This window comes from Kaistella sp. (genome assembly GCF_049588135.1).
GTDB lineage: Bacteria > Bacteroidota > Bacteroidia > Flavobacteriales > Weeksellaceae > Kaistella.
Window position 1 is genome coordinate 1 of record NZ_JBAVFG010000225.1, and the last position, 1,699, is coordinate 1,699.

Here is a 1,699-nt window from a genome sequence, read left to right on the forward strand (position 1 = left end):
TTTTTAAACTTTTCGAATATTTTATAAAATTCTAACAATTTTGAATTCAAATTATTATTTCCATTAGTATCAAACTCTTTGATAAAAGGTTTCTTCTCCGTTTAGTCTTTTTTGCGAAATCATGTAAAATTAATCTAAGTACATGACAAAAATTGCAAAACGGTGATATTTAATTTATTAAATGGATTTAGCAAAATGTTAATCAAATAATTTAAACCATATTTGAAAACACTAAAGGCCCAATAAATTCCCTGTCTGCCAACAAACAATCTATACGATCTGTCCCGAACCAGCAGATAAATTGCTTCACTAATTCAATCCTTTCTGCGGTGTTCGAATTGCCTCTTTTGTCCATCATTTTAAACATGATTGGTATCTCCATATTTTAATAACAAATTCCAAGCATCAGAATATTGATATTAGCATGTCCAAATTTCCAATTCGTTCTATCCGTAACCAGTACCAGATCTTCTTTCTTGGGCAATATACTGAATATAAAGCAAGAAATTAATTTTATTGGCAAATCAAAATCTGCCATAAAACGTTGGATTCTTCCAAGTGAACTTTGCGCTTGTGTTGCACTATCAAGAACATTTGCCAAAAGCGGTATAATTGATCGTTTTTATTTTGTAGAAAGCCAAAATCATCATTGAGATGAATTTTAATCTGGCTTTGTTCATTTTCGTTTCAAAATTTTGTTCTAAAATTGAACTTAATTCTGTAATTTTATTGCCTTGACTGGTGTTCGTGTGGTTAATAGAATATGTTGTAAAGGTCTATTAATTCACTGATTATCAGTTATTTATATAAATTTTCAAACAATCTAATTGCTTGATTTTTAACAAGTTGCAATTTTTATCATGTACTAATTTTTTTTTTATCTTTGACTCAGTTATAATCAATGCTTTAACTGTAGCCTTGTAATTTTTTAAATTTTAAATAGATAGACAAAATGTTTTTTTAATTAAACCGTTTTGTAATAGAATATGGGTAAAAATAAAATGGCGAGATTTGCCGAAAATAAAATACTTCCTAATGTTTTTCAGCCAACCAGAGCAGAAGCCTTAGCTGATTTTCATCTCAAAGGAAAGTGGAGACAAGAAGTGTTTAAAAATAACAATCCTATCGTTTTAGAGCTAGGCTGTGGCAAAGGAGAATATTCAGTAGGATTAGCAAAAGCATTTCCGGAAAAAAATTTCATAGGTGTAGATATTAAAGGTGCGCGATTTTGGTTTGGAGCCAAAGAAGCAATCGAAGAAAATCTTCATAATGTAGCTTTTCTTCGGACTCAGATTGAACTGATTGATCATTTTTTTGACCAAGACGAAGTTGATGAAATCTGGATTACCTTCCCCGATCCACAAATAAAATACCGACGTACTAAACATAGAATGACCCATCCAGATTTTCTAGAACGCTACAAGAAAATTTTAAAAAAAGATGGAATCATGCACCTTAAAACTGACTCAGAATTTCTGCACGGATATACATTCGGACTTTTGCAAGGGCAAGGTCACGAAATCCTTTCTGCGCATCATGATATTTATGGCGCACCAGAATACGACCCGGAAACTCCGCTTTTAAGAGAGATAAAAACGTATTACGAAGGATTGTTTTCCGCGAAAGGAAAAACGATTACTTATATTAAATTTAGGATTAAATAAGAAAACATTCAATAAATAAAAATTCGGTGTGCCAA

At 31.2% G+C, this 1,699-nt stretch carries 1 protein-coding gene; it reads left to right on the forward strand.

All coding sequences use genetic code 11. The features are described from left to right. Nucleotides 1-986: 986 nt before the first annotated feature. Nucleotides 987-1,664: a tRNA (guanosine(46)-N7)-methyltransferase TrmB gene (gene trmB, locus WBY99_RS12265; RefSeq protein ID WP_423976623.1), complete on the forward strand. Its 678-nt coding sequence runs from the start codon at nucleotides 987-989 to the stop codon at nucleotides 1,662-1,664. Nucleotides 1,665-1,699 lie beyond the last annotated feature (35 nt).